Annotated in this window: 22 protein-coding genes; 6 read left to right on the top strand and 16 right to left on the bottom strand. The window is 54.0% G+C overall.

Going from position 1 to position 24,488, the window contains the following annotated elements; genetic code table 11:
• Positions 1-195 precede the first annotated feature (195 nt).
• Entirely contained in the window at positions 196-2,355 is a 2,160-nt protein-coding gene (locus tag NC856_RS13355) for a hypothetical protein (RefSeq protein ID WP_264090921.1), read from the top strand.
• Positions 2,325-3,056 (top strand): DUF3142 domain-containing protein, encoded by a 732-nt coding sequence (locus NC856_RS13350; RefSeq protein WP_264090920.1) that lies wholly within the window; start codon positions 2,325-2,327, stop codon positions 3,054-3,056. Before NC856_RS13355 ends, NC856_RS13350 begins: the two co-directional genes overlap by 31 nt.
• 31 nt (positions 3,057-3,087) lie before the next feature.
• Here the strand turns inward: NC856_RS13350 and NC856_RS13345 are convergent, their stop codons facing one another.
• On the bottom strand, positions 3,088-3,552 hold the full coding sequence (locus NC856_RS13345) for a tRNA (cytidine(34)-2'-O)-methyltransferase (RefSeq protein ID WP_113865718.1): 465 nt from the start codon (positions 3,550-3,552) through the stop codon (positions 3,088-3,090).
• A 213-nt stretch (positions 3,553-3,765) separates the two neighbouring features.
• Between NC856_RS13345 and NC856_RS13340 the strand changes: the two genes are divergently transcribed.
• Positions 3,766-4,071: a hypothetical protein gene (locus NC856_RS13340; protein ID WP_264090919.1), complete on the top strand. Its 306-nt coding sequence runs from the start codon at positions 3,766-3,768 to the stop codon at positions 4,069-4,071.
• A gap of 6 nt (positions 4,072-4,077) precedes the next feature.
• Here the strand turns inward: NC856_RS13340 and NC856_RS13335 are convergent, their stop codons facing one another.
• The 6 genes from NC856_RS13335 to ugpB all read right to left on the bottom strand — a co-directional run bounded on the left by NC856_RS13335 (position 4,078) and on the right by ugpB (position 10,145).
• Positions 4,078-5,034 (bottom strand): AEC family transporter, encoded by a 957-nt coding sequence (locus tag NC856_RS13335; protein ID WP_264090918.1) that lies wholly within the window; start codon positions 5,032-5,034, stop codon positions 4,078-4,080.
• Between the two features lie 115 nt (positions 5,035-5,149).
• The gene (ugpQ, locus tag NC856_RS13330; RefSeq protein WP_264090917.1) at positions 5,150-5,899 is read right to left on the bottom strand and encodes a glycerophosphodiester phosphodiesterase; all 750 of its coding nucleotides are present in this window, start codon (positions 5,897-5,899) and stop codon (positions 5,150-5,152) included.
• Positions 5,899-6,972: a sn-glycerol-3-phosphate import ATP-binding protein UgpC gene (locus tag NC856_RS13325; RefSeq protein WP_264090916.1), complete on the bottom strand. Its 1,074-nt coding sequence runs from the start codon at positions 6,970-6,972 to the stop codon at positions 5,899-5,901. The genes ugpQ and NC856_RS13325 overlap by 1 nt, the downstream gene beginning before the upstream one ends.
• Positions 6,973-7,032: 60 nt before the next feature.
• Positions 7,033-7,878 (bottom strand): sn-glycerol-3-phosphate ABC transporter permease UgpE, encoded by an 846-nt coding sequence (ugpE, locus tag NC856_RS13320; protein WP_264090915.1) that lies wholly within the window; start codon positions 7,876-7,878, stop codon positions 7,033-7,035.
• Positions 7,875-8,762, bottom strand: a complete 888-nt coding sequence (ugpA, locus tag NC856_RS13315; protein ID WP_264090914.1) for a sn-glycerol-3-phosphate ABC transporter permease UgpA — start codon at positions 8,760-8,762, stop codon at positions 7,875-7,877. The genes ugpE and ugpA overlap by 4 nt, the downstream gene beginning before the upstream one ends.
• 63 nt (positions 8,763-8,825) lie before the next feature.
• Positions 8,826-10,145: a sn-glycerol-3-phosphate ABC transporter substrate-binding protein UgpB gene (ugpB, locus tag NC856_RS13310; protein ID WP_264090913.1), complete on the bottom strand. Its 1,320-nt coding sequence runs from the start codon at positions 10,143-10,145 to the stop codon at positions 8,826-8,828.
• 651 nt (positions 10,146-10,796) lie between these two features.
• On the opposite strand from ugpB, the gene NC856_RS13305 reads away from it, so the two are divergent.
• Entirely contained in the window at positions 10,797-12,452 is a 1,656-nt protein-coding gene (locus tag NC856_RS13305) for a methyl-accepting chemotaxis protein (RefSeq protein ID WP_264090912.1), read from the top strand.
• A 422-nt stretch (positions 12,453-12,874) separates the two neighbouring features.
• Positions 12,875-14,539, top strand: a complete 1,665-nt coding sequence (locus tag NC856_RS13300; protein WP_264090911.1) for a methyl-accepting chemotaxis protein — start codon at positions 12,875-12,877, stop codon at positions 14,537-14,539.
• Positions 14,540-14,625: 86 nt separating this feature from the next.
• Here NC856_RS13300 and NC856_RS13295 read toward each other — a convergent pair whose 3' ends face one another.
• The 6 genes from NC856_RS13295 to NC856_RS13270 form a co-directional block, all read right to left on the bottom strand.
• The gene (locus NC856_RS13295) at positions 14,626-15,813 is read right to left on the bottom strand and encodes an aminotransferase-like domain-containing protein (protein WP_264090910.1); all 1,188 of its coding nucleotides are present in this window, start codon (positions 15,811-15,813) and stop codon (positions 14,626-14,628) included.
• A gap of 52 nt (positions 15,814-15,865) precedes the next feature.
• A complete protein-coding gene (gene livF, locus NC856_RS13290; RefSeq protein WP_264090909.1) occupies positions 15,866-16,567 on the bottom strand; it encodes a high-affinity branched-chain amino acid ABC transporter ATP-binding protein LivF in 702 nt (233 codons plus the stop codon).
• Positions 16,568-16,571: 4 nt separating this feature from the next.
• Positions 16,572-17,345, bottom strand: coding sequence for a high-affinity branched-chain amino acid ABC transporter ATP-binding protein LivG (gene livG, locus NC856_RS13285; protein WP_264090908.1), 774 nt, complete (start codon positions 17,343-17,345; stop codon positions 16,572-16,574).
• The gene (locus NC856_RS13280) at positions 17,342-18,613 is read right to left on the bottom strand and encodes a high-affinity branched-chain amino acid ABC transporter permease LivM (protein ID WP_264090907.1); all 1,272 of its coding nucleotides are present in this window, start codon (positions 18,611-18,613) and stop codon (positions 17,342-17,344) included. The genes livG and NC856_RS13280 overlap by 4 nt, the downstream gene beginning before the upstream one ends.
• Positions 18,610-19,536: a high-affinity branched-chain amino acid ABC transporter permease LivH gene (gene livH, locus NC856_RS13275; protein ID WP_264090906.1), complete on the bottom strand. Its 927-nt coding sequence runs from the start codon at positions 19,534-19,536 to the stop codon at positions 18,610-18,612. The genes NC856_RS13280 and livH overlap by 4 nt, the downstream gene beginning before the upstream one ends.
• A gap of 124 nt (positions 19,537-19,660) precedes the next feature.
• A complete protein-coding gene (locus tag NC856_RS13270) occupies positions 19,661-20,773 on the bottom strand; it encodes a branched-chain amino acid ABC transporter substrate-binding protein (protein WP_264090905.1) in 1,113 nt (370 codons plus the stop codon).
• 465 nt (positions 20,774-21,238) lie between these two features.
• On the opposite strand from NC856_RS13270, the gene panM reads away from it, so the two are divergent.
• Entirely contained in the window at positions 21,239-21,646 is a 408-nt protein-coding gene (gene panM, locus NC856_RS13265; protein ID WP_264090904.1) for an aspartate 1-decarboxylase autocleavage activator PanM, read from the top strand.
• A gap of 110 nt (positions 21,647-21,756) precedes the next feature.
• Here panM and rpoH read toward each other — a convergent pair whose 3' ends face one another.
• The 3 genes from rpoH to ftsE form a co-directional block, all read right to left on the bottom strand.
• On the bottom strand, positions 21,757-22,614 hold the full coding sequence (rpoH, locus tag NC856_RS13260; protein ID WP_264090903.1) for an RNA polymerase sigma factor RpoH: 858 nt from the start codon (positions 22,612-22,614) through the stop codon (positions 21,757-21,759).
• Positions 22,615-22,856: 242 nt separating this feature from the next.
• Positions 22,857-23,825: a permease-like cell division protein FtsX gene (gene ftsX, locus NC856_RS13255; protein WP_264090902.1), complete on the bottom strand. Its 969-nt coding sequence runs from the start codon at positions 23,823-23,825 to the stop codon at positions 22,857-22,859.
• Entirely contained in the window at positions 23,815-24,486 is a 672-nt protein-coding gene (gene ftsE / locus NC856_RS13250; RefSeq protein WP_264090901.1) for a cell division ATP-binding protein FtsE, read from the bottom strand. Before ftsE ends, ftsX begins: the two co-directional genes overlap by 11 nt.
• Positions 24,487-24,488: the final 2 nt, after the last annotated feature.

The raw sequence follows: 24,488 nt of genomic DNA, 5'->3' as shown, positions 1-24,488 counted from the left end.
GCGGTAAATCGCCCGCCTGCACTTGATTCACTCATGGTTGTTCTTTCCGGTGCTATTCTCTAGGGATGCTGAGCCGCAACATCCACTGCATCCGGCTTAGTTCTGAGTTGAATTTCGCGTAAAGTGAACCATGTCATGACCGAAATCGGCAGACTCGTCTTATTGTCAGATACCTCATCCAACAGGAACACACCGATGAAAGGAGTAACGCTGCTGGCAGGTGTGCTAAGCGTATTATTTAGCAGCCCTGCTTTCAGTTCCGCCGATGGTCTTTGCGGTTTTTCCGACGCGGAATGCGGAATACCCGCCCTTCCTTACCTCTTGCCGGATAATGACACGCGCGTCAATTTGATGTTATTGCAAAGCAGCCGCCGCCCTATTGAATTACCACTGCCTCAGCCGCTGCCCGATCAAACCCATACGCGCATTGATCCCTTCACGGCCTACCGTGTGATGGGATTGGCGGCGACAGAAGGCCCCAGCCAGCCTGTCACACCCGCGCCAGGCATCACGCCATTGCAGCAAAAGGCTCAGCGGCTTCACCTGTCGCCAGCCGTACAGAATACGCTGGGCGCGCTAATGCCCGGCGAGGGTGAGGGTCGGCAAATATCGAATGATGTGTCCACCGTCGAGGCATTTTTTGACGTGCTGCTGGCCGATCAACAACTGACCGATAGCCAGCGTACCCCGCTGGCGCTGGCGCGAATGAACATGCTGTCGCCCGATTATACGGCATCCGCCTTATCCGCTGAGCTTGCCAGTGTGCCGGATGAGGGTCATGCCGGATCGCTGAAGCATTATCTGGTCAATGCGCAGGCTTTCTATGAAGGCAAGTTTGATCAGGCGGAACACGGCTTCCAGTCATTGACGCAAGGCATACAGCCGTGGGTTGCCGAAACCGCGCGCTACATGCTGATACGCGTGAAGATCAATCAGTCCATGCAACACGCATTGGACGAATACAACATGTTCGATGCCAGCAAAGCCGACAAGCAAGCGGGTTTGGCCGCGATACAGCGCATTGACGACTATCTGAAGCAATACCCGCGGGGTCTGTACCGCGATTCGGCGCAAGGACTTTATCGCCGGGCTTACTGGATCATCGGCGATGTGAACGCCCTGCCCAAAACCTATCAGCAGGCATTGGGAAAAACCGATAACGTCGCCGATTTACAGGCATTAAGCGACGAAATTGATAATAAACTACTGGAAAATTCGACATTCATCACTACAGCGGAAAGTCCGATGTTGATGTTGGTGCAGGATCTTAAACGTCTGCGGGCCAATGACGGCAGGACGAACCTGCCAGCGTTATCCGCAGACGCGTTGTCGGCCCAGCAACCTTTATTTGATAATGCCGACATGCAAACCGAGTTTCGTTATTTGCAGGCCGCCTTGCAGTTCTATGGTCAGAAAGATTATACCGCCGTGGTCAATCTTATCCCGGTGACTGACGAGCGCGATCTCACGGACACCATCCGCTTTAGTTTACAGGTATTGCGCGGTCAGGCGCTTCAGCGACAGTCACGCTGGGATGAAGCCGAAACGCATTGGCGTCGTCTGCTGACCTTGAAAACGGACTATACCCAGCAGCAATTTCTGCAACTGGCGCTGGCCGAGACGTGGGTGAATGCGGGTCATCCTGAACGGATTTTCGCCGCCGACAGCCCGGTCAAAAACCTGCGCTTCCGTTCGGCCATCCTCAAAGTCAGCGCCGACGCCGATTTACTGCGGCAACAGACCGGCCCGCAACAAACCCATGAGGAGCGGGCTATCGCCCTGCATACGCTTCTGACCAAATCGCTCACCCACCGCGATTACGCCGGCTACCTGCAAGACAGCGCGCTCAGGAAAGCTATCGCGCCGCTGAAAAGTGCTGAAAACAGCCGTTGGGATCAGGAAAATCTGGCCGTGTTTGACTGGGACGGCAGCGACACGGAATCAGGGTATCAGTGTCCGACGCTGGATAGCGTGGTGAATACGTTGAACCAGCATGCGAAAGATGCCCGCGCGATTAACTGCCTCGGTGAGTTCTTCCTGCGTACCGGCAACAGCGTCGGATTCGATTGGGGGGAAAGCAACATGCTGGACGGACTGACCAACGCGCCGACACAGTTCAAAGGGCGCGAATACAACAGGTTGGATGGCTATATGCAAGTGATTGCCGATGCGAATGCCCTATCGGAAGACAAGAGCTATGCCCTTTACCGGGCAGTCTATTGCTATGCGCCCAGCGGCTATAACGATTGCGGTCAACAAGACATCGGCAAAGCCACCCGCAAGGCCTGGTTTACCCGGCTGAAAACCGAATTCAAAGGCAGTGTGTGGGCAGACCGGCTCAAATATTACTGGTAACGCCGGCGTGGATACTGGCCTGGGCGCTGTCATTCAGCGCCCAGGCCGCCACCGTTGACGCCAGCCGCTATCAGGCTTTCTGGCTATGGGCCGCCGTCCGGCCTCAGCCGGTTCTGCATCATGCTCAGACGCTTTATCTGCATCAGGGAGAAATCGCCCGCCGACAAGGAAAAGTGGTCTTTCTACGTCAGGGACTCCCGCCCAGCAAACTGCGCGTTGGCGCTATCTGGCTCTCTTATCGTATGACCACGCTGGATCTTTCAGACCGACATCTCAACCGCATGCTTAAATTGCGCGAGAACTGGCGCAGCCACGGTAATCAGATTAAAGGGATTCAAATCGATTTTGACGCGAAAAGCTATCAACTGGCAGGTTACGTCGCATTTTTACAACAACTACGCAAAAGATTGCCAGCGGATTGCCAAATCAGCATCACCGGTTTGCTCGACTGGTCAAAAACGGGCGATGTTACACAACTGAACCGCCTGCATGAGAGCGTGGATGAACTGGTGGTGCAGACCTACCAGGGACGTAATACCGTCACCAATTATGCCGATTATCTTCCCGCCCTACTCAAACTGAAACTGCCTTTCCGTCTGGGGCTGGTACAGCATGGCAAGTGGGACACGCTGTGGCAGCAACGTCTGACGCGCTCGCCCTATTATCGCGGCGAGGTGGTTTTTCTGGTCAATCCGCCGTGAAAAACGTAACCGTCAACGGAAGGCGCCCGCGTCAGGCGCGTCCGCCAAAACCATTCTGCCGCCAGGCTTCATAGCTGATGACCGCCACGGCATTCGAGAGGTTCAGACTACGGCTATCAGGCTGCATCGGAATACGAATACGAAAATCCGGCGGGAAGCCGTCCCGGATCGCATCGGGCAAACCGGCGGTTTCTGAGCCAAACAGCAGCACATCCCCCGGTTGATAGGCGGGCTGGTCGTAAGGACGACTGCCTTTGGTGGTGCAGGCGAAAATACGTTTGCCGGACACCACCGCCAGAAAATCCTGGTAGTTCCGGTGACGACTGACATTGGCCAGATCGTGGTAATCCAGCCCGGCACGGCGCAGCTTCTTCTCTTCGAAATCGAAACCCAGCGGTTCGATCAGGTGCAGGCTACAGCCGTTGTTGGCGGCCAGACGGATAATGTTTCCGGTATTCGGGGCGATTTGTGGCTCATAGAGCGCAATATGAAACATGGGATAATTAGCCGCAAAGAAAAATTCAGCGCCAGTATATAACATTCCTCCAGAGCACCCCAAAAAGCTGAGGGCCAGAATAGGATAACTCATGGCGACGTTTTACCCCGTGGCGATTACACTGTAAGTATCGGGGCAAATAACCGTTACCGGCATTCCGGTTCATCCGCAAGATATCACGGTCTTGGCACATAAGGTGCCGTGGAGGACATGATGAAGTATGCATTCACACTGGCGACCGTGCTGCTCACGTTGTTTAGTCTGTCGTGGACGGCGCAGGCCAATACGGTACAAGCGCCATCGGCACGCCAGCAGCAATACGAAAACGGCATCAGCAGCCAGCGCCAGTTACAACAGCGCATGCAGCAGAATCAACAATTGCAGCAACAACAGTTGAATCAGCAGCTACAGCAGCGCAACACGCAGTTGCAACAACAGCGCCAGCAGCAGTTACAGCAAAATCAGATGCGGACACAGCAAGCGACGCCGCAACCAATACCGCAACGACAAACACCCTGAGTTCGCTTATAACCGCACGCCCAACAAAGTCAGTATCAACGGCGTGGTCACCGCGGCCAGCGCCGTTGACATCAGCAGGCTGGAAGCCACCGGGCCGCCCAGCACGTTGAACTGGCGCGACATCAGATACACATTCACACCGACCGCCATTGAGCCAAGCAGCACCACGACACGGGTTTCCATTTCCGGCAATCCCAGCGCAACCGCAAGGCCCCACACCACCAGCGGCTGCACCAACAGCTTGATGACGCAAATCACGCTGCTGATTTGCCAGCCGTCGCGGATTTGGTATTCCGCCAGCCCCATGCCGAGCGCAATCAGCGACAATGGCACCGCAATCTGCCCCAGCATGCTCAATGGCTGATCGACATAGCTCGGCAGCGACAGCCCGGTCAGGCTGAAAGCCGTACCAGACAGGATGCCGATGATCAGCGGATTTTTCAGCACGCCCAGCGCAGTCTTGGTAAAACCCTGCAATGACAACGCCCCGTTGCGCGCCCACTCCACCGATACCGTCACCAGCGTCCACAGGATCAGACCGTTGAATACCAGCACCAGCGCGACGGATGGGATAGCCTCTTCCCCCAGCATCAGCGTGGCGATCGGCAACCCAAGCATCACGTTGTTGGAGAAGATACCGCTGAGCGCAAAAATAGAACCGGAAACGCCATCAAGCCGAAAGATTTTACGCGCCACGATACGGCCCAGCACAAAGACCACCAGACAGCTGCCGAAAAATGCGATCAACAATCGGGTGTCCACCACCGGGCGCTTGGAAAAATCGCTCATCAAACGGAACAGCATGGCCGGCATCGCCACGGAAAAGACAAAACGACTCATGCCATCGGTAATCACGGTCGGCCACTTGCCGTAACGGATCAGGCAGTAGCCCAGCGCGATCAGCACAAACAGCGGTAACGACAGAAAAATTTGATGCCAGAGAGAAATCACAAATGCGGGCATTGAGCCACTTCCTTAATTACCGGCACTGGCGGAAAGCCTATACCCGTCACTTGCGCCCCACAGACGCGTCAGCATCCCGCGAGGCAAGATCGGCTTGGGATAAAGCGGGCAAATTTCAGCCGGTTGCGAAATCCGCCCCAATTAAATCTATCCGGTCAGTACAGATGCAGTCAACGCCCCAACCCAGCAAAGTTTGCGCCCGGTCCGGTTGATTGACGGTATAGACCAGAATATGCAGACCGGCTGCTTTCAATTCGGCGACCCGTTCCGCCGTCAGCAGCTGATGATTAAGATGAATGGACACGCATCCGAGACGCTGCGTCAGGTGTTGCCAATTCTCGTCCCACTCATCCAATAGCAAGCCGCGCGGCAATTCCGGCGCGGCTTGCTGAGCGGCTGCCAGTGCAGCCACAGAAAAGGAGGAGAGCAGCGGCGCTATCGGCTCATCAGCCCACAATTGGCGTGCGGCCAGCGCGATAACCCGCCCGGTCTGCGCGTCCTGACCGGTGGTCGGTTTGATTTCAATATTGGCCGCCATGCCATATTGCGCGCAGCGTTTTGCCACTTCAGAGAGCAGCGGCAATCGCTCGCCGGCGAATTTCTCCCCGAACCAGCCGCCGACATCCAGACCAATCAATTGATCCCACGCTAGCTCACCCGCGATCCCGCTGCCGTTGCTGGTTCGTTCCAGCGAGTCGTCATGCAATAAAAAGATTTGGCCATCCTGCGATAGCTTGGCATCGAACTCAATCATCCTGTGGCCCAGACTCGCGCCCATATCAATCGCCGCCAGCGTGTTTTCCGGTGCCAGTGAACCGCCGCCGCGATGGGCGACAATATTCGGGTAAGGCCAGAAAGTGGTCATTATTTCATCCGTAATCCGCTTTGCGAATCAAACAAGTGCCATGCCTGCTCAGGCAGATGCAGCCAGAGCGTCGTTCCAACCGCCGGACAATGTTCATAAGACAGACGAGCGATCACGTTCTGTCCGCCCCACTGTCCATGCGCCAGATTATCCGCGCCCAACAGTTCCAATGTCGAAACCTGTAGCGGGATACCGCCGGTTTCGCGCGTTGCCAGTTGAATATGCTCCGGTCTTACCCCAAGCGTCAATTCCCGTCCGCGCCATTGCGGTTTCGCCGTCGGCAGCGCCAGCGCGATATCGCCGCCAATCTCAAAGCGGCAACCGTCATCGCTGATCCGCCCCGACCAAAGATTCATGGCCGGGGAACCGATAAAACTGGCCACAAACCGCGTAGCCGGACGGCGATAAATTTCCGACGGCGCCCCCACTTGCTCGGCAATGCCTTTATTCATCACAATCACGCGTTGCGCCAGCGTCATGGCTTCCACCTGATCGTGCGTCACGTAGAGGCTGGTGGTTTTCAGCCGCTGATGCAGTTGCTGCAACTCCAGACGCATCTGTACGCGCAGCTTGGCATCCAGATTCGATAGCGGCTCATCAAACAAAAATACCGCGGGTTCGCGCACAATCGCCCGCCCCATCGCGACACGCTGACGCTGCCCGCCGGAAAGCTCGCGCGGTTTGCGCTGCAACAACGGCATCAGTTCCAGAATACGCGCCGCCTCTTCCACTTGCTGACGGATTTGTACTTTGCCAAAGCCACGGATTTTCAGCCCATAGGCCATATTGTCATACACATTCATATGGGGATACAGCGCGTAGTTCTGGAACACCATCGCAATCCCGCGATCTTTTGGCTCCAGTTCGGTCACACGTTGATCGCCAATGTAGATATCTCCGCTGGTGGCGCGTTCCAGCCCCGCCACCATGCGCAGCAACGTTGATTTCCCACAACCCGACGGCCCGACCATCACCACAAATTCGCCATCGGCGACATCCAGATCGATGGGGTGGATCGTCTGCGTTTTGCCATCATAGGACTTGGTGACGGCCTGAAGTTTTAAACATGCCATAAAAAAACCTTTTTAACGCCGCACAGCAGCGCATGTTGATCGGCGAGCCAGCCTCGCCCGTTACTTTTCGCTATCCACCAGACCGCGCACAAACCAGCGCTGCATCAACAACACGACCAACAGCGGCGGCAGCAGGGTGAGCAGCATTGCGGCCATTACCTGATTCCACTGGGTCGCGCCGTCGCCAGAAGCGATCATGCTTTTGATGCCGGCGACCGCCGTCCCCAGATTGGCATCGCTGATGATCAGCAACGGCCATAGATACTGGTTCCAGCCATAGATGAAGGTAATCACGAACAGCGCCGCCAGATTGGTTTTCGACAGCGGCAGCACCATGTCGAAAAAGAAACGCATCGGGCTTGCGCCATCAATGCGCGCCGCCTCAAGCAGTTCATCCGGCAGGGTCATAAAGAATTGCCGGAACAGAAAGGTCGCCGTGGCCGATGCCATCAGCGGCAGCGTCAACCCGGTGTAGCTGTCCATCATGTCCAGCCTGGCGATCACTTCCACCGTGGGGAAAATACGCACTTCCACTGGCAACATTAACGTCAGGAAAATCATCCAGAAAAACAGACTGCGCAGCGGAAAGCGAAAATAGACGATGGCGTAAGCGGATAAGATCGAAACCGTGATTTTGCCCAGTGTAATCGCCAGCGCCATGACAAAACTGTTCAACAGCATCCGGCCAAACGGCGTCGGGCTGTTGCCCGCGCCATGCAGCCAGATATCGCGCAGATTTTCCCACAGGTGCGAACCAGGCATCAGCGACATCGGCGACTGAAAGACGTCCTGATTATTCAGCGTGGCAGCCACAAACCCCACGTACAGCGGGAACAACACGGCGGCAATCCCGACGATCAGCATCAGGTGACTGAAAATAGCCAGTCCGCGACGGTTCTCAATCATTGGTAATTCACCTTACGTTCAACAAAACGGAACTGGAGCACCGTCAGTCCGATAACTAACAGCATCAGCACCACCGACTGTGCCGCCGAACTGGACAGATCCAGACCCGCGAAGCCTTCCCGGTAAATTTTGTAGATAAGCGTGGTGGTTGACTGCACCGGCCCGCCCGCGGTAGCGGCGTCAACAATCGGAAAGGTATCGAAGAAGGCATAAACCAGATTCACCACCAGCAGGAAAAAACTCACCGGCGAAATCAGCGGCAGCACCAGATTAAAGAAGCGGCGCACCGGTCCGGCGCCGTCAATGGCTGCCGCTTCGGTTAGCGAGCGGGGAATGGATTGCAGGGCGGCGAGGAAAAACAAAAAGTTATAGCTGATTTGTTTCCAGATGGACGCCAACACCACCAGAAACATCGCCTGCCCGCTGTTCTGCGCATGATTCCATGAGTAGCCCAGCGTCCCAAGGAAGTGGGTGATCAACCCCAGGCCGGGATTAAACAGAAACATCCACAGCACCGCCGCGACCGCCGGCGCCACTGCATACGGCAAAAGAATCAACGTCTGATACAGGCGGCGGCATCGCATCACATGATCTACCAACGCGGCCAGAAATAGCGAAATCAGCAGACCAAACCCCGCCACCAGAAAACTGAATATCAGCGTGGTGTAAAACGAATCCAGATAGTAGCTATCGCTGAACAATTGGCGGAAGTTTTCCATGCCAACGAATTCGCTGGACAAACCAAACGGATCGAGACTTTGCACCGAATACCACAACGCCTGACCCGCGGGCCAGATGAAGAAAACAACGGTGATGAGCAACTGGGGCAAAACCAGAAGATAGGGAAGCCAACTGCGGCCAAAAACGGGACGGGATGATGTCATGCGCTAACTCATTGCGATCAGAAAGGGAAGGAGCCGATGTCATTCAGCTCCTTAGGACATAGGTTATCGGGTTGATTGCTCAAAGCGACGCAACAAGGCGTTACCTCGCGTCACCGCGCTATCCAGCGCCTGCTGCGGCGCTTTTTTTCCGGTCCAGACGCTTTCCAGTTCTTCATCCACCACGCTACGGATCTGCTGCATGTTGCCCAGTCGCAAGCCTTTGGTAAACGCCAGCGGCGGCTTGTTCAGCATCTGACGTGTGGCGATATCCGCGCCCGGATTCTGCTCGTAGAAACCCTGCCGCTGCGTTAACGCATACGCTGCTTTGGTGATCGGCAGATAACCGGTTTTCTGATGCCATTCCGCGGCCATTTCAGGCTGAGCCAGGAACTGCATAAACTCAGCCACGCCTTTATACGTCGCAGCGTCTTTGCCATTCATCACCCACAGACTGGCGCCGCCGATAATGGCGTTCTGCGGTGCGCCGGACACCTCGGCGTCATAAGGCATCATGCCTACGCCGTAATTGAATTTGGCGTGTTGACGGATATCCGCCAGTGAACCCGACGATGCAGTGGTAATCGCGCAATCGCCGTTATAAAACTTCTCGGTTGGTTCGTCCTTACGCCCGAAATAGGTGAAATCCCCTTTCCTGTTCATGTCCTGCAATAACTGAATGTGTTTAACCTGCGTCGGTTTATTGAATTCCAGTACCGCATCGGCGCCATCGAAACCGTTATTTTTGCTGGCGACCGGCAAACCATGCCAGGCGCTGAAATTTTCAATCTGGATCCAGCCCTGCCAGCCGCTGGCATAGCCGCACTTCATGCCGGACGCACGCAGCTTCGCGGTGTACTCAGCCATTTGCTGCCAGGTTTTTGGCGGCTGCTCGGGATCCAATCCCGCTTTTTGGAAAGCATCTTTGTTGTAGTACAGAACGGGCGTCGAGCTATTGAACGGCTGCGACAGCAGATGGCCGCTTTTCGCATCGGTGTAATAACCGGATACGGTCGGCACAAAAACTGACTCATCAAAAGGAATACCGGCATCTTTGAACACCTCATAAACCGGTTTAATCGCTTTGCTGGCCATCATGGTGGCGGTGCCGACCTCATAAACCTGTAAAATCGCAGGCGCATTCCCGGCGCGATAAGCGGCGATCCCGGCGGCCAGACTCTGTTCGTAGTTGCCTTTATAGACCGGGACAATTTTCACATCGCCGTGGGACTGATTAAAACGTTCGACCAGGGAATTGACCTCTTTTCCAAGCTCGCCTTCCATCGAATGCCAGAAAAGGATTTCGGTGGCGGCCTGCGCATTGGCGCTACAAGCCAGCGCTAATACCACACACGCTGTCGTTTTACGGATATCAGAGTTAAACATGCCAGTCTCCTGCAATAGATAGACGCGCCTGCATCAGAGAGACGCTTTTTTTATGGCGGGCGTCCTGTCCGCGCCCTTTTGGGCCGTTGCCGGGCAACGTTGAAAAACACGCCTTGTGTTTTTTATGGCGCAGGTAACATGACATGTGCGTATGACAGAAAAATAACCGGGAAATGACGGAAGAATGACAACGAGACTTACCGAACTGAACCTCTCTGACTCACGTGGCAGTAAGCCCGCGCAGGACAGAAGGATGTATGAATGCCGCAAATTATGCCAATAACGATAAATAAACCTTGCGGTAACCGGATGAACGCGGCAGGAAAACGCCAGGCATTATTCACTAACCTTCGCTCACCAACCACTCAATTGATAGCTAAATAAATTGCCTTTACATTTTACAATAGTCTCACGCTATCAAATGGCAACAATCAGCACACTTTTTGCCCACTTATCTGGTAATCAATTTACCCCATCACCCTTTACAATGGGTAATCATCTTCTTTCACGCCGGTTTTTCAGTCAGGCAAGTGGATGAATCAAAAATACCACCCTCTGGACTACGCATAATAATAAAATGATTTATAAGGCATTTTTCATCTCTCGCCAGTAAATGCATTTATCTGCTGGTCTCTATCCACCAAGGAACATATGAATATGTTAAAAAATATGAAACTGGGAACCATGCTCGGCTCCGGTTTTGCTATCGTCATCCTGATAGGCTGCCTTGTCGCTTTATTTGGCCGCATGCAACTAGCTGAATTGGGCAACAATATTCAACTGTTGTCACAGGTGCGCATTAACAACCTGTTGCTGATGCAAGATGTAAAAGACAATATCAATACCATTTCCCGCTCCGTGCGCAACATTACGCTGATGGAAAACAATCAGGAAAAGGAAAGCGAGAAGAATCGCATTGATGAACTGCTGTCACGCAATGCCGAACATCTCAACACACTGCGCAATACTGCGGTATCGCCTGAAGCGCGTCAACTTGTGCAGGCACTTGCCCAGTTGAGCCCTACCTACCGTGAGACGCTGAATAAGACGATCAATTTAGGCATTTCTGGGCAAATGCAAGAAGCGCGCGCGATGTTGTTCGGTGAAATGCGTGACGCGCAGGCCAACGTGTTCAGCGCGCTGGATGAGATGGTAACCTATCAGAAAAGCCTGACGGTGGAGACAGCCAATATATCAGAACGTCAGGCGATAACCGCCGGAACAATGATGCTGATTGCGGTTGTTATCGCGGCGCTGTTAGGTTCATTAATTGCATGGAGCATCACGCGGCGCATCAAAAGACAGCTTGGCGGCGAACCCACCTATGCGGTTGAGATCGCCCAGCAGGTGGCAGAGGGAAATCTGGCATTGAAAATTGCGCTGCGCCCAGGCGACAGCACCAGCGTGCTGGCCGCCATGACATCCATGCGCGATAGCCTGAGCCACACTGTCGATCAGGTACGTCAGAGCAGCGAATCCATCGCCACCGGCGCCAGCCAAATCGCCATCGGCAACACCGATTTAAGCCAGCGGACGGAAGAGCAGGCTTCAAGTCTGCAAGAAACGGCAGCGTCAATGGAACAGATGAACGTGACCATTAAGCAGAACACCGATACGGTCAATATGGCGTCGGAACTGGCGCAATCCGCCAGCGTTACCGCGGGTAAAGGCGGCGATGTCGTCAACAATGTCGTCAATACCATGGACGAAATCACCTCCAGTTCACGCAAAATAGGCGACATTATCGGGGTGATTGATGGTATCGCCTTCCAGACCAATATTCTGGCGCTCAACGCCGCGGTGGAAGCGGCGCGCGCCGGTGAGCAAGGTCGTGGCTTCGCGGTTGTCGCAGGGGAAGTGCGCTCACTGGCGCAACGCTCCGCGTCCGCCGCCAAAGAAATTAAAGAACTGATTGGCGAAAGCGTGGAAAAAGTGGAAGCCGGTTCGCTTCTGGTGAATGAAGCGGGCGACACAATGAGCGAAATCGTCGATCAGGTGCGTCGCGTGGCCGAATTGCTGTCCGAAATCGGGGTAACCACCCGCGAGCAGTCTCATGGTATCTCGCAGGTTAATGATGCGGTCAATCAGTTGGATGAAGTGACGCAACAGAACGCCGCCCTGGTGGAAGAATCCGCTACCGCCGCAGACAGCCTGAGCGATCAGGCCAAACGACTGGTCGAACTGATGAGTGTTTTCCAGCTTGACGAAAACACGCGCAAACCCAGTCAACAGAAGGCGCCTCGCCCGACTCAGACGCTGAAATTAGCCAGTAACACCCCCGCGCAGCAAGACTGGGAAGCGTTCTAAACCAATCACGATCCAATCGCTAAAGGTCGCGTACGCGGCCTTTAGTTTCTCACGGCTCTATGCCCTTCCCTTGATATCCTCTCAGACAACATCAGTCCCGATTCGAATAAATGCCATCAATTTATAGCCTTGTTCTGCCCGCGGCGAAAGGTGCATACCCTTTATCATGCCTATTTAATTAATTAATATTACTTCTATTAGAGCATGACGTTCATGTCCATCTTTCAGTAAAACCGATCGACTATCAATTCGGCATCTACACTATTTTTAATAGGTTTTAAGGCGGTAGCCGAATGTATCCCCATAAGCTATTCAAGTCAGCGGCAGCAATCGCCATCGCAACCTGAAAAATAACGGGTATTTTCCCTAACCTCTGGAATACCACGTTGCCCATCAGTAGAAAAAGGAGAGCAAGATAATTTATGAACTTTATGAAAAAAATGAAGCTTGGAACGATGCTGGGAACGGGCTTTGCCTCCGTTATCATTATCGGGTTGCTGGTTGCCATTTTTGGCCGGGTGCAATTGGTCTCGCTGGGAGATAACATTGAATCTCTGTCTGAAAAAAATCTGGCCAACCTGATGCTGATACAGGACGCTAAAAACGGCTTTGATACCGTTGCCCGCTCGGTGCGCAACATTGGTCTGCATACCGACCGAAATCGCATGCAGGAAGAGAAATTACTGATTGATAAGCAGATCGTCCGCAACACGGAAACGCTCAAGCAACTGTATGAGCGATTGTCCGAACCGGAAACCCGCGGATCGCTCGATAGCCTCACCGCCGCTCGTCCCGCCTATATGCAGGCGGTCAAAAGCGCTATCGAACTAGGGCTTTCCGAACAGCCGGAACAACGGGCGCAGGCGTTAAACATAATGGTTAACGACATGCAGGATGCACAGGGCCCGGTGTTCGCGGCGCTGGACAACATGGTGGAGCAACAGGAAAAGCTGACGCTGTCGCTAACCAATAGCTCAATGAGCGAAGCGAAATCCGATGGTAATTTCATGTTGGTCCTGTCGGCGATCGCGGCGTTGGTGGGAATTCTGGTATCCATATTAATCACCCGCACCATCAAACGGCAACTAGGCGGTGAAGTGGCTTACGCAGCGCAGATCGCCCACCAGGTGGCGCAGGGCAATCTGGCCGTCGCGGTCGATTTGCATCCAGGCGATAGCCACAGCGTGCTGGCCGCCATGAACAGCATGCGCGTAAGTCTGAGCAACATTGTCGAACAGGTTCGCGAAAGCAGTGAATCCATCGCCACCGGCTCCAGCCAGATTGCGGCAGGCAGCACCGATCTCAGCCAACGCACCGAAGAACAGGCCGCCAGCCTACAGCAGACCGCGGCATCGATGGAAGAGATGAGCCAGACCGTGCGCCAGAATGCCGATACGGTGCGCAATGCCACCACACTGGCGCAAGCAGCCAGCGCCACCGCCGCGAAAGGCGGAGACGCGGTAAACAATATCGTGGTGACCATGAAAGGCATCACCGACAGTTCGCATAAAATCGGCGATATCATCGGCGTGATTGACGGCATCGCTTTCCAGACCAATATTCTGGCGCTCAACGCTGCGGTGGAGGCGGCGCGTGCCGGTGAGCAAGGACGTGGTTTCGCGGTTGTGGCAGGGGAAGTGCGCTCACTGGCGCAGCGCTCCGCGACCGCCGCCAAAGAAATCAAAGAATTGATCGCCAACAGCGTCGAGAAGGTGGAAGTCGGCTCAACACTGGTGGCTGACGCGGGCAGCACCATCGAAGAACTGGTGCGTCAGGCGCGAAATGTCGCCGATCTGATCAACGAAATTGGCGTCACCACTCAGGAGCAGGAATCCGGCATTTCCCAAATTCATGACGCGGTGAATCAACTGGATCAGGTCACACAGCAGAATGCCGCACTGGTGGAGCAATCCGCCAGCGCCGCGGATAGTCTGAGCGATCAGGCTGCCCATCTGGTAGAACTGATGAAAGCCTTCACCATTGCAGGCGGACAACCGCAACGCGCCGCACCAAAGACCGCCCAAAAGCCCCCGCGTACTGCTCTGGCGCTAACCAACGCGTCCAATAAAGATTGGGAAACGTTTTAAGAAACAAAGATTCCTAAAATTAATATCCACTAAAAAACCGCGTCAGCAAGGACGCGGTTTTTTATCAGGTAACCCCTGGACGTCGTTTACAGAGCGCGGCGCAGGCGGGCCACCGCCTCGCGCATCTGTTCATCCGTCGCGGTCGCAAAGGAAAGACGCAGCGTCGAATAATCAGGCCGGTCAGAAAAGAAAAACTCACCGGGAACGAACACCACGCCCTGATTAAGCGTCTGTTTCAACCATTCAGTGGTATTAAATTCGTGACGGAATTTTGCCCACAGGAACATGCCGCCTTTCGGTTGGTTAAAGGTAATGACATCCCCCAACGCCTGTTCAACCAACCGTGCCAGCAACTCGCCTTTGTGCTTATAGGCGTAACGAATCTTCTCGATCTGCGCTTCCAGACGTCCCAACCCCAGATAGCACTCCACCACCGTTTGCGACAGTGTGCTGGCATGCAAATCCGCCGCCTGTTTGATAATTGCGACTTTATGCAGCAACCACTGCGGCAGGATCGCCCAGCCCAGACGCAATCCCGGCGCCAGCACTTTGGAGAATGTGGAGGTGTAAAGCACGTATTCCGTGCTGCCCAGTTGCTCCAGCGCCAACTGGAACAATGTCGGGTTCCGCTCTTCGGTAAAACGCAACTCGCCGTAGGGATCATCCTCAATGATGACAAACCCATAACGCGCAGCCAGCGCTATCAGTTGCTTACGCCGCTCATAGCTCAATGTGACGCCGCTGGGGTTACCGAAATTCGGGACGATATAGACACCCTTGATACGCTGTTTTTGCAACAGTTCTTCCAGTTCATCCACCACCATGCCATGCTCGTCGGACGCGACAGACATCACCTGCGCCTGCGCCAGTTCCAGCGTTTGCAGCGCGGCGAGATAGGTCGGGCGTTCAACGACAAAGACATCGCCTGGATCGACCATGGAACGCATAATCAAATCCAGCGCCTGCTGCGAACCCGCCGTCACTACGATATCTTCCGCCTGTGTTTTCACGCCACGTAAGGCGCACAGATCGGCGATACGTTCGCGCAGCACGCCGCTGCCCTCTGTCAGCCCATACTGGAAAGCCGTTTTCGGCTGCTCGGTAATGGCTAACTGCGTCGCCTGACTCAACCCGACAAAATCAAACAGTGCATCAGAGGGGATCCCGCCCGCCAGCGAGATAATATTGTCCATCTTGCTATGTTTAAGCAGTTCACGAATAGCGGAACTTTTCAACTGAGCAATGCGCTGCGCCAGTAACCCTTCGTTGGCCATCTTTTTTCAACCCTTCTTACAAAAACAGGCCGGATAACCGACCCGATATCAATTACCCGCCCAGATAGGCCGAGCGTACCGCTTCATTTGCCAACAATGCCGCACCGGTGTCTTCCAACACTACATGACCGTTTTCAAGTACATAACCGCGATCAGCCAAACGCAACGCTTGGTTGGCGTTTTGCTCCACCAGAAAGATGGTCATGCCTTCTTCACGCAATTGCTGGATGGTATCAAAAATTTGCAGAATGATAATCGGCGCCAGCCCCAGAGAAGGCTCATCCAATAACAATAAACGTGGTTGACTCATCAGCGCCCGCCCAATCGCCAGCATCTGTTGCTCACCGCCGGACATGGTGCCGGCCCGCTGCGCGCGTCTCTCATACAATCGCGGAAACAGGGCGTAGACGCGTTCAATGCGCTGCTGGTATTGCTGGCGATCGGCAAAGAAACCGCCCATCGCCAGATTCTCTTCCACGGTCATACGGGAAAAAACCCGCCGTCCTTCAGGAACAATGGCAATCGCCTCGCGCATAATCTGCGCCGTTTGCCAGTGGGTAATGTCTTTCCCATCGAACATGATGGTGCCTTCGCTGGCGCGCGGGTCGCCGCAGAGTGTTCCCAACAGCGTAGTTTTACCGGCGCCGTTGGCGCCGATAAGCGTAACAATTTCGCCCTGTTCAATGTGCAGGCTTACCTGATGCAGCGCCTGAATTTTACCGTAGTGAGCCGAAACCTGATTTAATGACAGCATAACGTTATCCTTCACCCAGATAAGCGCGGATCACATCCGGGTTATTACGAATTTCAGCGGGGGTGCCTTGCGCCAGCGGCGTACCCTGATTAACGACATAAATCCTGTCGGAAATCCCCATCACCAGCTTCATATCATGCTCAATCAGCAGGACGGACACCTGATGGCTGTCGCGCAGTTCCACAATCAACTGATCCAACGCTTCGGTTTCTTTCGGGTTAAGGCCCGCCGCCGGTTCATCCAGCATCAGCAATTCAGGGCGCGTGACCATACAACGAGCAATTTCCAACCGGCGCTGCTGCCCATAGGCCAGATTGCCTGCCTGCCGGTTCGCCAGATCCAGCAAACCGATGCGTTCCAGCCAGGCTGCCGCGCGATCCTGCGCATCCGCTTCCGCGCGACGGAAGGCCGGTGTCTTCAATAGCCCGGCGAACACGCCGCTTTTCAGATGTTGATGCTGCGCCACCAGCAGGTTTTCGACCACGGTCATTTCGCGGAATAAACGCACATGCTGGAACGTGCGCACCACGCCCATACGGGCAATCGCCTGTCCCGACAAACCTTCAATATGGCGATCGCGCAACAGGATGGCGCCGCCGCTCGGACGATAAAAACCGGTCAGGCAGTTGAATACCGTGGTTTTCCCGGCCCCGTTCGGGCCAATCAATGAAACGATTTCACCCGAATGAATATCCAGTTCAACATTGTTGACCGCCAGCAGGCCGCCAAAACGCATCATCAGGCCGCGGACCGATAATAATGGCTGCGTCTCACTCATGCCTGCTCTTCCTTCTTAGCGACTTTCAGCTTCATTTGCGGACGTTTCATCGGCAATAAGCCTTGTGGCCGCCAAATCATCATCAGCACCATCAACGCGCCCAGCAGCAACATGCTGTACTCATTCAAATCACGCATCAGTTCACGGGACACCACCAGCAGAATAGCCGCCAGGATCACCGCGAACTGCGAACCCATGCCGCCCAGCACCACAATCGCCAACACAAACGCGGACTCGGCGAATGTGAAGGATTCCGGGCTGACGAACCCCTGACGCGCCGCAAACAACGTACCGGCGAACCCGGCAAACGCCGCACTGATGGTAAACGCGGTCAACTTGATGCGAGTGGGGCTCAAGCCCAACGAACGGCAGGCAATCTCGTCGTCACGCAGCGCTTCCCAGGCCCGGCCCAGCGGCATGCGCAATAAACGGTTGATGACAAACAACGTTAATACCACCAGCAACAGCGCCACCAGATACAGGAAAATGATGCGATCGCTGGGATCGTATTTCAGGCCGAAGAAATTGTGGAAGGTATCCCAGCCGTCGCGAGCGTTACGACTGAATTCCAGACCAAAGAGGGTCGGTTTCGGGATCTGGCTGATACCATTCGGGCCGCCGGTGATTTCGGTATTGTTAAGCAACAGAATACGAACAATCTCACCAAATCCCAACGTGACGATAGCCAGATAATCCCCGCGCAGACGCAATACCGGGAACCCCAGCAGAAAGCCGGACAGCGCCGCAGCCATGCCCGCCAGCGGCAGACTTTCCCAAAATCCCAGACCGTAATAGTGATTCAACAAGGCATAGGTGTAAGCGCCGATGGCATAAAAGCCGCCATAGCCTAATACCAGCAACCCCGACAGACCGACAACCACATTCAGCCCCAGTCCCAGCATCACATATATCAACGTGAGGGTCGCGATATCGACAGTGCCGCGAGACACCAGAAAAGGCCAGGCAACCGCCGCGACAATGAGCAAAGCCGCCAGCAACTTCTGGCGCGGCGTACTGCCATCAAAACTCGGCAATACCAGCGACGGGCCGGAAAACCGTTTCAGGCCCGCCTGGAAAAACGGACGAATCAACTGAAAGAAGAACACCACGATGCAACCCGCGCCGATCCAGTACCAGCGCACCTCATCAGCGCCGCGCACCACCAGTTTGGTCCCATCAAGACCCAGTTGCATGCCCATTAAAAACGCGGCCAGCACCAGCAACATAAACGCGGAGATAATAGCATTGAAAAGATTGAGCTTTTTCATACTTTCTCAACCTCTGGACGGCCAAGAATACCGGTAGGCATGACCAGCAGAACCACAATCAGCAACGCGAACGATACCGCATCCTTGTACTCCGTACTCAGGTAGGCGGATGTCAACGCTTCCGCCACGCCCAGAATCAGCCCGCCAATCATCGCGCCGGGGATGCTGCCGATGCCGCCCAGCACCGCTGCGGTAAAGGCTTTCATACCGGCCATAAAACCGATGTAGGGGTTAATCACGCCGTAGAACTGCCCTAGCAGCACTCCGGCTACCGCCGCCATCAGCGCGCCGATGACAAAGGTCAAGGAAATAACGCGGTCGGTGCTGATACCCAGCAGGCTGGCCATTTTTAGATCTTCCGCACAGGCGCGACACGCGCGTCCCATGCGCGAATAGCGGATAAACAGCGTCAGGGCCAGCATAGCGAGGAACGTCACGATCCAGATGGTCAACTGCATGGTGCTGATTGTCGCGGCAAAACCATTGGTTTCGCCCAACACCCACTGTCCGGTAATCATGCTGGGGAGCGCGACATCGCGTGAGCCCTGGTTCAGGCTGACGTAGTTTTGCAGAAAAATAGACATGCCGATGGCGGAAATCAGTGCGATCAGGCGCTTGGAAGTGCGCACCGGTCGATAGGCGACCCGTTCAATACTCCAGCCGTAAGCGCTGGAAATGACGACGGCTGCGACAAAAGCGACGCTGATCAACAGCCAGCTCGCATCAATACCCATCATCATCAGCCCGGCAATAACAATAAAGGAGACGTAACTACCGATCATGTAAACCTCGCCGTGGGCGAAGTTAATCATGCCGATGATACCGTAAACCATGGTGTAGCCAATGGCGATCAGCGCATAGGTGCTGCCCAACGTCAGACCGTTGAACATCTGCTGAAAAAAGTAGAGGAACTGCTCGGACATACCTTAACCTTAGATTCTGCCCCCGCGCCTTGCGGCAACGGAGGCATCGGTATTGAGGAATTATTACAGCATCGATTGATGACAGCCAAAGCTCATGCAGGCTGAAATCATTACCGCGCAGCCATTACTTCGCTACGCTGGAAGTACCGTCTGCATGCCACTCAAATACGCCAAACTCAAACCCTTTCAGGTCGCCTTTCTCATTCCAACTCAGTGGCCCCATCACGGTATCCACCGATTTGGCTTTCAGATCGCTGACCAGTTGTTCCGGCTCCATGCTGCCGCTGCGTTGCATGGCGGTGGTCAGAGATTGCAATGCGGCATACGTTGTCCAGACGAACGGCCCGGTCGGATCCAGTTTTTTGGCTTTCAGCGCATCGACAATTGGTTGGTTGGCTGGCACCTGATCATAACGTTTCGGCAATGTGACCAGCATGCCTTCCGATGCCTCACCCGCGATATTGGACAGCGAAGCGTTGCCCACGCCTTCCGGCCCCATGAATTTAGTGGTCATGCCACTTTGACGGGACTGACGCATGAGTAACCCCATTTCCGGGTAATAGCCGCCAAAATAAACGAAATCCACGTTTTCTTTTTTCAGGCGAGCCACCAGCGAGGAGAAATCTTTATCACCCGCGGTCACACCTTCAAACAACACCACATTCGCATTGGCTTTTTTCAGACTATCCTGAACAGAGCGGGCCAAACCTTCACCGTATTGCTGTTTATCATGTATAACGGCGATGCGCTGAGGTTTAATCGTCTCGACAATATATTTCGTCGCCGTTGGGCCTTGATCGGAATCCAGGCCGGTGGTACGCAGTACCAGCTCATAGCCGCGGGTGGTCAAATCCGCGTTGGTGGCGGCTGGCGTAATCATGATCACGCCTTCTTCTTCGTAAATATCGGAAGCAGGCTGCGTGGAGGAGGAACACAAATGGCCAATAACATAACGAATACCGTCGTTGATGACTTTATTCGCCACGGCCACCGCTTGTTTCGGATCGCATGCGTCATCATATTCGACGCCAACCAGTTTATTGCCGTTGACGCCGCCTTTAGCATTGATATCGGCAATGGCCTGACGCGCGCCAATAAACTCCATATCACCATATTGCGCAACCGGACCGGACATGGCGCCTACAACAGCAACCTTAATATCCGCGGCACTCGCCGCATGGCTGAATGCAACAGCCATACAACCCATCAGCAATGTTTTGCTTTTACTAAATTTCATTCGATTTACCCCATCTTTTATTATGGATATTGCTGAAAACATGACCGCCTTGCGTCATAACATAACCTTTTTCTTATATGTAAGAACGGGTTAGGGTTATTATTAGTAATAGTTTCTAATAAGGCTTTATTTTTCATATTATTAAACAGGAATATTATGCTGCAAATCAACCGACATCAGTAGCGGCGATTTATGTTTTCAGCATAAAACACCAGTCTGAAACATCGATGTTTGATTTATATATAGTCAGTTATGCTACTTTATGTGCTGATTATTAATGTATTACTCGAACAATACTTACAGTGCAAAACATTTTCACTGTTGACTTTAAATAAAAAAATGCCCATGTCGCTTGCGACATCGGCCCGAAGGATAGTAAGCAGGAAGCTCGCTATAAAAATGGCATCACTGTTCCACTGCAAAACAATGACATGATTCTTCACTCACTTGATGGAGTGCTCGTAAATGAAACTAACCGTTGAATGTCTCACCCAATTCAGCCAGCAGGATAAAATTGATCTGGCTACAATTTGGCCGCACCAGAATCTGGAACTTTTGGAAGAGAGTCTTAACGCAGAGCGTCGGCTGTTCGCCGCGCGTTTTAACGATCGCTTGCTGGCTGCCGTCATGGTTGAGATTAAAGGCGACTATGCCGAACTGAGCGATCTCCTGGTGCGTGACACCACCCGACGCCGTGGCGTTGGTTTATATCTGATAGATGAAGCTCGCAAGCAGTTACCAGGCGTGAAAGAGTGGTGGTTGGCGACAGCCGATCACGCTGCCGTCAAAGAGGACGTGCTGGCAAAATTCATGATTAGCTGCGGCTTTTCGCCAGTATCCGGCGGCTGGCGTTATATCCGTAAACAAGGATAAAAACGCCGGAAGCACTGTTAAACGTCATCAAGCGACGACCAGCAAGGATAACGCGCATAAAAAAAAGGTCGGACACTTGTCCGACCCTTCTTTCTTGTATGTGCTGTCGCTTAGGCTTCGATCGCCGCTCGCAGCTTTTTCATGGCGTTCTTTTCCAACTGCCTTACCCGCTCTGCGGATACGCCATATTCATCGGCCAGTTCCTGCAATGTTGACTTGTTGTCATCATCCAGCCAACGAGCGCGGATAATACGCTGGCTGCGCTCATCCAGCCCTTGCAGCGCATCCGTCAGTTTGTCCGCCGCATGGTTATCCCAGTTATCTTCTTCGATGCCATCAGCAAAGTCGGAAGACTTATCCTGCAAATAGAGCATGGGGGACATGGCCTTGCCATCATGCGTCTCTTCATCCGGCGTCGGGTCAAAGGTCATGTCCTGGGCAGCCATACGCGATTCCATTTCACGCACATCTTTGCTGGTCACACCCAGTTCTCGGGCAACCAGTTCAACTTCATCCTGATTGAACCAGCCAAGACGCGTTTTGGACTTACGCAGGTTAAAGAACAGCTTACGTTGCGCTTTGGTGGTCGCGACTTTCACAATACGCCAGTTGCGCAGCACATATTCGTGAATTTCAGCTTTGATCCAATGGACGGCGAAAGACACCAGACGCACGCCCACTTCAGGATTAAAGCGACGTACCGCCTTCATCAGACCGATGTTGCCTTCCTGAATCAGGTCTGCCTGCGGCAAGCCATAGCCGGAATAATTACGGGCCACATGAATAACGAAACGCAGATGCGACAAAATGAGTTGCTTCGCCGCCTCCAAATCGCCCTGATAATGCAGCCGTTCAGCCAGCGCCCGCTCTTCCTCTGCCGTCAGCATCGGATAGGCATTGGCGGCTCGAATGTAACCCTCCAGACTGCCCTGGGGAACTAAGGTGAAAGTTTGCATATCTTTGGTCATTCAATCCCTCTCATTACCACGGTTGCGCGGCGCTTTACCAGCCCGCTTAAACGCCCGTCACTGACAAGTCGTTATATTCGGCCTTGCTCCAGCATACTGTTTCGCGCCATATACACGCTAACAGTTCGGCCCAGTGTCTCTAAACTTAGAGTGTGATTTCTCTCATAAGTTCCAACAATATTATTCATCTTATTTCACATATCAAGCTGGATACAGCAGAAAAAGAGTATATCAAAAAAAGCCTATTGTGGTGTAAAACGACGTAAATGTTGAACGGTCGCCAACCAAGCGGCCAGCCAACCTATCATCCCGGCGACAAGCAACAATAACAGGGATTCGTCCCAGCTTAACCCCATGACGGTAAAGGTCGTACCGAACACCGAAGCCACCTGAGCGACGACGGAACCAAGCTTCCACACCAGCGTCTGAGACAGGATCAAAGACAACACCGCGCCGCCAAACCCCATCACGGCTCCCCCGTTGAGAAACGGGCGCAAAATAAAGCCGTCGGTCGCGCCAATCAACTTCATGACGTTAATGGTTTCGCGGCGGCTGAAGATGCTCAGACGCACACTGTTGCCGATCACCAGAAACACCGCGATAACCATCAATATGCCAATGGTTGCCGCAATCTGGCCGACCAGACCAGTCAGCGCAACCAGCCTCGCAAACCAACTGTCATCCATGCGGACTTCATCCACGCCTGACGTGGCGGCCACGCGGTCGCGCAAGGTCGTCAATACGTCGGCGCTTTGAAAATTCATTTTAGGGGTAATGATGGCAACCGCAGGCAGCGGATTCTCTTCCAGCATATCCAGCGCGCCGCCAAAACCCGACCAGTTGCGAAATTCCCCCATTGCTTCATCCCGCGACAAATAGTTCACTTTATCGACGCCGTCTTCAGACTGAAGCCGGGTGATCACCGCCTGCGCCGCATTGTCATCAAGCGATTTATCAAGATAAACCGTCAATTGCGGCGAGGGATACCACTGGGTCGCCGCCTGACTGACGTTTTTCCACACCAGATAACAGATGCTCGGCAGAGCCAGAGAAATGGCGATCACCATTACCGTCAATAGCGTCGCCAACGGTTGACGCAACATATCGTCCAGCGTGTTGGTCCAGGCGTAACGCCACTGCTCCTGCCAGCCGCCGCGCAGCGCCTTCGCTTTCGTTCCGGGCTTTATCGCATTACGCATATTATTCGCCATGATGATTTCCCCCAATCATGCGGCCATCGGATAGCGTCAGAACCCGGTAATTGCGACGGGCAATCAGCCCGGTATCGTGGGTCGCCATCAGTACAGTAACGCCAACCCGGTTAAATTCTTCGAACAAACGCAAAATCCCCTCGGACAGCGCATCATCCAGATTACCGGTCGGTTCGTCCGCCAGCAAAACGGCGGGTTTATTCACCACCGCGCGCGCAATGCCGACCCGCTGCTGCTCGCCGCCGGAAAGCTGGATAGGATAATTGCGGGCTTTATCCAGCAACCCTACCTTGTCCAGCGCCGCCGATACCCGACGACGAATATCTTCGCTGCTGGCGCCGGCAATGATGAGCGGCATCGCCACGTTGTCATAGACGGTTCTTTCCATCAGCAGATGATGATCCTGAAAAATCATGCCGATCTGACGGCGCAAAAACGGGACTTCACGTTTTTTCAGGCGGCTGATGTTATGTCCGCTAAACAGAATCTGCCCCGCGCTGGGACGTTCAATGCCACAAATCAGTTTCAGCAGGGTACTTTTCCCCGCGCCAGAATGACCGGTCAGAAACGCCATCTCTGCCGGACGTAGATGAAAATCCACCCCCTGCAATGCCTGGCGTCCACCGAGATACGCTTTACTGACCTGTTCAAAACGAATCATCC

The organism is Brenneria izbisi, from assembly GCF_025840185.1.
In the GTDB taxonomy this organism is placed as follows: Bacteria; Pseudomonadota; Gammaproteobacteria; order Enterobacterales; family Enterobacteriaceae; genus Brenneria; species Brenneria izbisi.
The sequence above is the reverse complement of the archived record's forward strand: the minus strand, read 5'-3'. Positions and strand labels throughout refer to the sequence as shown.

Coding starts and splice junctions, on each gene's coding strand:
- NC856_RS13335 (WP_264090918.1), bottom strand. CDS start 5,034: ATGCCCGCATTTGTGATTTCTCTCTGGCATCAAATTTTTCTGTCGTTA.
- panM (WP_264090904.1), top strand. CDS start 21,239: ATGAAACTAACCGTTGAATGTCTCACCCAATTCAGCCAGCAGGATAAA.
- NC856_RS13355 (WP_264090921.1), top strand. CDS start 196: ATGAAAGGAGTAACGCTGCTGGCAGGTGTGCTAAGCGTATTATTTAGC.
- NC856_RS13270 (WP_264090905.1), bottom strand. CDS start 20,773: ATGAAATTTAGTAAAAGCAAAACATTGCTGATGGGTTGTATGGCTGTT.
- livH (WP_264090906.1), bottom strand. CDS start 19,536: ATGTCCGAGCAGTTCCTCTACTTTTTTCAGCAGATGTTCAACGGTCTG.
- ugpE (WP_264090915.1), bottom strand. CDS start 7,878: ATGATTGAGAACCGTCGCGGACTGGCTATTTTCAGTCACCTGATGCTG.
- NC856_RS13340 (WP_264090919.1), top strand. CDS start 3,766: ATGAAGTATGCATTCACACTGGCGACCGTGCTGCTCACGTTGTTTAGT.
- NC856_RS13280 (WP_264090907.1), bottom strand. CDS start 18,613: ATGAAAAAGCTCAATCTTTTCAATGCTATTATCTCCGCGTTTATGTTG.
- NC856_RS13325 (WP_264090916.1), bottom strand. CDS start 6,972: ATGGCATGTTTAAAACTTCAGGCCGTCACCAAGTCCTATGATGGCAAA.
- NC856_RS13345 (WP_113865718.1), bottom strand. CDS start 3,552: ATGTTTCATATTGCGCTCTATGAGCCACAAATCGCCCCGAATACCGGA.
- ugpA (WP_264090914.1), bottom strand. CDS start 8,762: ATGACATCATCCCGTCCCGTTTTTGGCCGCAGTTGGCTTCCCTATCTT.
- NC856_RS13300 (WP_264090911.1), top strand. CDS start 12,875: ATGAACTTTATGAAAAAAATGAAGCTTGGAACGATGCTGGGAACGGGC.
- ftsE (WP_264090901.1), bottom strand. CDS start 24,486: ATGATTCGTTTTGAACAGGTCAGTAAAGCGTATCTCGGTGGACGCCAG.
- livG (WP_264090908.1), bottom strand. CDS start 17,345: ATGAGTGAGACGCAGCCATTATTATCGGTCCGCGGCCTGATGATGCGT.
- livF (WP_264090909.1), bottom strand. CDS start 16,567: ATGCTGTCATTAAATCAGGTTTCGGCTCACTACGGTAAAATTCAGGCG.
- ugpQ (WP_264090917.1), bottom strand. CDS start 5,899: ATGACCACTTTCTGGCCTTACCCGAATATTGTCGCCCATCGCGGCGGC.
- ftsX (WP_264090902.1), bottom strand. CDS start 23,825: ATGGCGAATAATATGCGTAATGCGATAAAGCCCGGAACGAAAGCGAAG.
- rpoH (WP_264090903.1), bottom strand. CDS start 22,614: ATGACCAAAGATATGCAAACTTTCACCTTAGTTCCCCAGGGCAGTCTG.
- NC856_RS13295 (WP_264090910.1), bottom strand. CDS start 15,813: ATGGCCAACGAAGGGTTACTGGCGCAGCGCATTGCTCAGTTGAAAAGT.
- NC856_RS13305 (WP_264090912.1), top strand. CDS start 10,797: ATGAATATGTTAAAAAATATGAAACTGGGAACCATGCTCGGCTCCGGT.
- ugpB (WP_264090913.1), bottom strand. CDS start 10,145: ATGTTTAACTCTGATATCCGTAAAACGACAGCGTGTGTGGTATTAGCG.